The sequence below is a fragment of the Campylobacter sp. 2018MI34 genome (genome assembly GCF_016598975.1).
GTDB lineage: Bacteria > Campylobacterota > Campylobacteria > Campylobacterales > Campylobacteraceae > Campylobacter_D.
The window spans coordinates 21174-27503 of sequence record NZ_JAENKS010000019.1 but is presented as its reverse complement, the minus strand read 5'-3'; the positions used below and the strand labels follow the sequence as shown (position 1 = coordinate 27503).

The 6330-nt window shown below is 26.3% G+C and carries 6 protein-coding genes; 2 read left to right on the top strand and 4 right to left on the bottom strand.

What is annotated here, in order from left to right:
- A partial coding sequence (locus JG676_RS05925; protein ID WP_200217620.1) for a ComEC/Rec2 family competence protein occupies positions 1–1024 on the top strand: 1024 nt, incomplete at its 5' end.
- Here JG676_RS05925 and JG676_RS05920 read toward each other — a convergent pair.
- From JG676_RS05920 to JG676_RS05910, 3 genes are read right to left on the bottom strand one after another with little or no spacing between them, the layout of a single operon-like run.
- Positions 971–1777 carry a YihY/virulence factor BrkB family protein gene (locus tag JG676_RS05920; RefSeq protein ID WP_200217619.1) on the bottom strand — a complete coding sequence of 269 codons (807 nt, stop codon included), beginning with the start codon at positions 1775–1777 and terminating at the stop codon, positions 971–973. The genes JG676_RS05925 and JG676_RS05920 overlap by 54 nt on opposite strands.
- A 2-nt stretch (positions 1778–1779) precedes the next feature.
- Positions 1780–3156 carry an FAD-linked oxidase C-terminal domain-containing protein gene (locus JG676_RS05915; RefSeq protein WP_200217618.1) on the bottom strand — a complete coding sequence of 459 codons (1377 nt, stop codon included), beginning with the start codon at positions 3154–3156 and terminating at the stop codon, positions 1780–1782.
- On the bottom strand, positions 3156–3878 hold the full coding sequence (locus JG676_RS05910) for a plasminogen-binding N-terminal domain-containing protein (RefSeq protein ID WP_373563812.1): 723 nt from the start codon (positions 3876–3878) through the stop codon (positions 3156–3158). Before JG676_RS05910 ends, JG676_RS05915 begins: the two co-directional genes overlap by 1 nt.
- Positions 3879–3990: 112 nt before the next feature.
- Here JG676_RS05910 and JG676_RS05905 point away from each other — a divergent pair, with 112 nt between their 5' ends.
- Positions 3991–5160 (top strand): M23 family metallopeptidase, encoded by a 1170-nt coding sequence (locus JG676_RS05905; RefSeq protein WP_200169532.1) that lies wholly within the window; start codon positions 3991–3993, stop codon positions 5158–5160.
- Positions 5161–5167: 7 nt separating this feature from the next.
- Here the strand turns inward: JG676_RS05905 and dnaJ are convergent, their stop codons facing one another.
- Complete coding sequence (dnaJ, locus tag JG676_RS05900; protein ID WP_200217617.1) at positions 5168–6283, bottom strand: molecular chaperone DnaJ; 1116 nt, start codon at positions 6281–6283, stop codon at positions 5168–5170.
- Positions 6284–6330 lie beyond the last annotated feature (47 nt).

Sequence of the window (6330 nt, the reverse complement as noted above, 5' to 3'; positions counted from 1 at the left end):
ATTTTATACAACAAGTTTTAAAGATTTAAATCTCAGTAAAAATGAAAATATAGAACTTAGAATAATTACAACAAATTTAAATTTTAAAGATTATTTATCAAAGAATTTTTATGCGCCAAGTTATGGTATTCAAAGTTTAGGATTTAGCAAAAATCTAAAAATTATTGATTATTTTTTAAATCAACATAAAGATGAAAAAATTAAAGAATTTTATGGAGCTTTATTTTTTGCTTTGCCTATATCATTGGAACTTAGAACAGATATTAATTATTATGGAGTAGCACATTTAATAGCAATTAGTGGTTATCATATGGGACTTATATTTTCTTTTTTATTTTTTATCTTAAGTCCTATTTATAGCTTTTTTCAAAAAAAATATTTTCCCTATAGAAATTTAAAACTTGATTTAAGTATAATAATTTTTATTTTTTTAATCATTTATGCTTATTTAATAGGTTTAATTCCCTCTTATATACGCTCCTTAATTATGCTTTTATGGGGATTTTATTTAATTAGTAAGAATATCAAACTTATTAATTTTATAAATTTATTTCTTAGTATATGTATTTGTATAGCTTTGTTTCCTAGATTTTTATTTAGCGTTGGATTTTTATTTTCTATTCTTGGAGTTTTTTATATTTTTTTGTATTTGCATCATTTTTCAAAATATTTTAAACCTTTTATGAATGTTTTATTGCTTAATATATGGACATTTTTTGCTATGATTTTACCAGTAATGTATTTTTTTCCGCTTCTTACTTATCAACAAATTTTGGCTATTTTTATTAGTATTATTTTTATCATTTTCTACCCTTTAGTTTTATTTTTACATTTTATCAATGAAGGAGGATTATTGGATCATTATTTAATATCATTTTTTAATTTTAAGCTTTATGCAATTAATTTTCAAATTCCTTTTTTAATTTTTTTGACTTATATTTTACTTTCTTTACTTAGCATACGTTTTAAATTATTGGCGCTTCTTTGTATTTTTCTTAATCTTTTGCCCTTCATTTTCATTTAAGTTGTAACAAATCTTTATTCCAAAAAGATAAATAATCCAAGAAATATAAATCCAAATAAAGAAAAACAAAATAGCAGAAAAAGATCCATAAACACTTTGATAAGTTTTGCTATAAATAATATAATAAACAAATAAATTTTTAATAACATACCAAATCATAGAAGTTAAAAAAGAAACAATACTTATAATTTTAGTTTTTATACTATGCAAAGAACTTGAAAAAGCGATAAAAAATAAAGCCCAAATAATAATAAAAGGTAAAAATTCAAAAAAATTAAATCCTATTTTCCATTTATCTAAAAGTTCTTGTATATAACCTGATATATAAAAACTAAAACCTAAGCCCAAAGGTATTAAAGTAAGCAAAGTCCAATATGAGCTTATACTTTGCCAAAGATTTTTTGGCTCATTTTTAGTGATACGATTAATCACAAAATCATAACCAGAAAAAAAAGCCAAAGAAGTAAAAATCATTGCTATAAAACCAAATATACCCAAATTAACACTATTTTTTAAAAAAGTATCCAAATAAGAAAAAACAATATCTTGTTGAGCAGGAATTAAAAAAGCAAAAATAACTTGTTTAGCCTTTTCATAATAGGTATTAAAACTAGAAATTCGAGTAAAAACCGAAAAACAAATAAATAAAATAGGTATTAAAGATAAAATTGTATAAAAACTTAAAGCTGCTGAATAATTTAATACTTCTTTATCTCTAAGTGCAAATAAAATTTTTAAAATTCTACTAAACATTTTTAAATTCCCATTTTAAAAGGATTTAATATATTATTTGGATCAAAAGCCTTTTTAATATTTCTCATTAAATTTATCTCAGCTTCATTAAAAGCAAGTTGCATAAAAGGCGCTTTAGAAATTCCAATGCCGTGCTCCCCACTTAATGTTCCACCTAGTTCTATGGTAAGTTTAAAAATTTCTTCTATAGCCTTATGACCCTGCTCGATTTGAGTTAAATCATTTTTTTCAAGCATTACATTAACGTGTACATTTCCATCTCCAATATGACCAAAACAAGGAATTTTAAAATTATATTTTAAAGCAAGTTTTTCAATTCCTTCTAAAAGTTCAGCAAGTTTTGATCTAGGCACTGTTATATCCTCATTAAGTTTTAAATTTCCGTAAATTGTAATAGCTTGAGAGCAATTTCTTCTTGCAAACCAAATATCACAAGCTTCTTTTTCATTTTTTGCTATTTGAAAATCTTTTGCTCCCATTTGTAAAAAAAAATCTTTCATTTGATTAAGATTTTTATTTAAATTTTCTTCTTCATTGGCATCCATTTCTATAATCAAAGCTGCATTGGCAATTAAATAATTAAGTTTAAATTTTTGCTTTAATGCCTCTATGGTTAAAAAATCTAAAAATTCCATACAAACAGGATTAAAACCTTTTGATAAAGCTTTACATACAGAATCAATAGCCTGTTTTATATCATCAAAAAGTGCAATAGCTGTTTTTTTAAATTTAGGCAAAGGAAGCAATTTTAAAGTAAGTTCGCTTAATACCGCTAAAGTTCCTTCGCTTGCAATTAAAATTCCGGCTATATTATACCCTGCTACATCTTTGATTGTTCTTTTTCCTGCTCTTATAATTTCACCATTTGGTAAAACTGCTCTTAATGCCATCACATAATCTTTTGTTATACCATATTTAACAGCCCTCATTCCTCCAGCATTTTCGCTTACATTGCCCCCTAAGGAACAAAAATGCATACTAGCAGGATCAGGTGGATAAAAAAGATTGTATTTTTGCGCTTCTTTTTGTAAATTAAAATTAATAACCCCAGGCTCTACTACAGCAACTAAATTTTCAAGATCAATTTCTAAAATTTTATTCATATGTTTTTCAAAAGATAAAATAATTCCTCCATTAATTGCCAAAGCTCCACCACTAAAACCAGTTCCAGCGCCTCTTGGAACTACAATAATACGATTTTCATTACAAAATTTTAAAATTTTAGCAATATCATTTTCATCTCTTGGAAAAAGCACTCCATCAGGTAAATAATACTTTTTTGTTGCATCATAACTATAAGCTCTTTGATGCAAAATATCAAAACAAGCATTATCATTTCCTAAAAGCTCTTTAAAATATTGTTTAAACTCTTTTTTCATTAATTTTTATAAATCCCTAATAAAGCTTTATAATATCTATAAAAATTTGTTATATCTTGCTCAGAAGTAAAAAAACCTAAAAATTTATTTTGATAACTCCCTACTCTTGAATAAAAAGGTGTTTGTATTTTTGTAGCTTTTTGTATGGATCTTTCATATAAAATGCTAAAATCTTGACAATCTATAAAAATAGCTTTTTGCTCAAGAGCAAAAATTACAATTCCTACAGCATTATTGGAGCAAAATTTTCTAAAATCAGATCTTTTAGGACTGCTTATAGAATCTCTAATTAACTGAGCTCCAAAAATATCTATATGAGTAAAATAAATTTGAGGAAAACTTTGTTCAATTTCATTGTAAATTGTTTCATTAGGCGCTATAATTAAAGCTCTATTATAAAGAAAATTTAAAATAACCTCATCATTGACTTCTGGTAAAATATTTGGCAAAGGAAGAGCTTTTTGCTCTAAAGAATCAAAAACTTTAAATTCTAATTTAGCCAAACCATTTTCCTTTGATATAACACTTGCTCTAGCAACTATACTTTTAGAATCTGCAAAATTATGCATTATGATACCTGAAGAATGGAGCGAAATTTCAGGACTATCCTTAATATATCCATAAACTCCATCAACTTTTATAAGATTTGTTTTTACAGAATTTAAATTCAAATCTGCATAAAGATTAGCAAAAAATAACATCATTATAATAATTCTTAACAAACTCATACTCCTTTAATACATTCATAATCATTTTTCATTAAGTAATTGTAAGAAAAATAAAGTAAAATATAGCTTTTAATTTTATAATATTGTTTAATTTTTAAGGTTTTTAATGAAAAAAATTTTATTTTTGTTTTTGGCTATTATTCAAGCTTTTGCTGCTGTAAGCATGGAAGAATTAACTTGGGAAAATGGCGATACCTTGCTTAAATTCCTACAAAGAAATTCAATTCCTATGTCTTTATATTATAATCTAGACAAAGAAGATCAAGAATTAGCTTCAGAAATTGCCTATAAAACAAAATATCAAATTTTAAAAGATGACAATAATAATATCGAACAAGTTTTAATCCCAATTAGCGATGATTTGCAAATTCATATTTATAAAGATTCCAATAAACAATATATTTTAACTTTTACCCCGATATTTTACAATAAAGAAAATAGAATTTTACGCTTAAATGTGAAAACATCTGCTTATCAAGATGTATACGAAGAAAGCAAAAGCTCAACTTTGGCAAGAGCTATGGTAAGAGCCTTTAGAGGAAGTATTAATTTTCGAAACATCCAAAAAGGCGATGAAATTATTTTATATTATGAACAAAAAAGAAGAATGGGAAAACTTTTTGGTGATATTACAATTAAAATGGCTCGCGTAGAAGTAAATAAAAACTCTCAAGAAATATTTTATTTTAATGAAAATTATTATGATAAAAAAGGTAAAGAAATTGACTCTTTTTTATTGGATAAGCCTGTTAATTACTTAAGAATTTCATCAAAATTTAGCACAGCAAGATATCATCCTGTATTAAAAAGATATCGCGCGCATTTAGGAGTTGATTATGCAGCACCCACAGGAACCCCTGTTAAAAGTGCTGGAAATGGAGTAATTACCTTTGTTGGAACGCAAAATGGCTACGGTAATGTTGTTAAAGTACAACATTCATCTGGATATACAACACTATATGCCCATCTTAGTCGCTTTGCAAAGATTAAAAAAGGACAAAAAGTTAAACAAGGACAGGTTATTGCTTATGTAGGTTCAACTGGTATGAGCACAGGTCCTCATTTGCACTTTGGAGTTTATTTAAACAATAAAGCTATTAATCCAGAATCTATTATAAAAATTGCTAAAACTCAACTTAATAAAAAAGATTTAGATGAATTTAAAAAAGTGGTAAGTGAGTATGAAAAAAAGATGAATCTATTTATTCAGGATAGCAAAGAAAATCCTCCAAAAGAAGAAGATTTTGAAAACTATATTGAACTTGATTCAATATAGTTTTTGACTAATTTTTAAACCAAGAAGTAATTTTTTCAAAAAATCCTTTTTGCTCGTGATGCATACCATCTTTTATTCCAAAACTTTCTCCTAATTGCTCTAAAAGTTTTCTTTGTTCATCATTAAGCGTTTTTGGAAAAGTTATTGCAATTTGAACAATTTGAGATCCAAATTCATCAGAATGAATATTTTTCACCCCTTCATTTTGCAAAATAAATCTTTGCTTATCTTTAGCACCTATTGGAAGTTTTAATATAGCTTCCCCTCTTATAGTAGGAACTTTAATGCTTTCTCCTAAAATAGCCTGGGTGAAAAAAACTGGGTATTCTATATAAATATCTTCTCCATCACGGATAAAAGTATCATCTTCTTCTGCAATTATTTTTACAAGCAAATCTCCTCTTAAACCATTTTTGACAATATTGCCTTTATTAGCAACTTTTAAAGTTACACCCGTATCTACACCTTCTGGGATATTGATCTCTACCTTGTCTTTTATTTCTTCATAACCCAAACCTTTGCAATCAGGACAACGCTCACTCGCTCTTTCTCCACTTCCTTTACAATCAGGACAAGTTTGAGCAAAAGTAATAAAACCTTGTTGAATTCCAATTTGACCTTTTCCTTTGCATTTAGGACAAGTTTGAGTTTTACCATCTTTAGCTCCACTTCCATCACATTTTTTACAAAAATTTTTATACATAAAATCTAAAGTTTTTTTACATCCAAAAACTGCTTCTTTGAAATTTAATTGAAGATTAATAGTTAATTGAGAACTAAATTTTTCACTGTTTGCTCTTTTTTTACTTGAACGTGTAAAGCCTCCTCCAAAAAAACTTGAAAAAATATCGCTTAAATCTTCAAAATCAGCAAATCCTCCATTAAAGCCCGAAGAAGCCCCTCCAAGACCTGCTTTTCCATAGCGATCATATATTGCTCTTTTTTCGTCATTGCTTAAAACTTCATAAGCTTCATTGATTAATTTAAATTTATTTTCAGCTTCTTTATCCCCTTGATTTCTATCAGGATGATATTTTAAAGCTAATTTTCTATAAGCTTTTTTAATCGTATCTTTATTAGCACTTTGTTCTATTTCTAAAATTTCATAATAATTAATTTCCATTATATCTCCGCATTATTTGTTAAAATTTTTAAAAATAAAAAAGTAAT

Bases quoted from the DNA above. Each gene is read 5' to 3' on its own strand.
- dnaJ (WP_200217617.1), bottom strand. From the start codon at position 6,283: ATGGAAATTAATTATTATGAAATTTTAGAAATAGAACAAAGTGCTAAT.
- JG676_RS05905 (WP_200169532.1), top strand. From the start codon at position 3,991: ATGAAAAAAATTTTATTTTTGTTTTTGGCTATTATTCAAGCTTTTGCT.
- JG676_RS05915 (WP_200217618.1), bottom strand. From the start codon at position 3,156: ATGAAAAAAGAGTTTAAACAATATTTTAAAGAGCTTTTAGGAAATGAT.
- JG676_RS05920 (WP_200217619.1), bottom strand. From the start codon at position 1,777: ATGTTTAGTAGAATTTTAAAAATTTTATTTGCACTTAGAGATAAAGAA.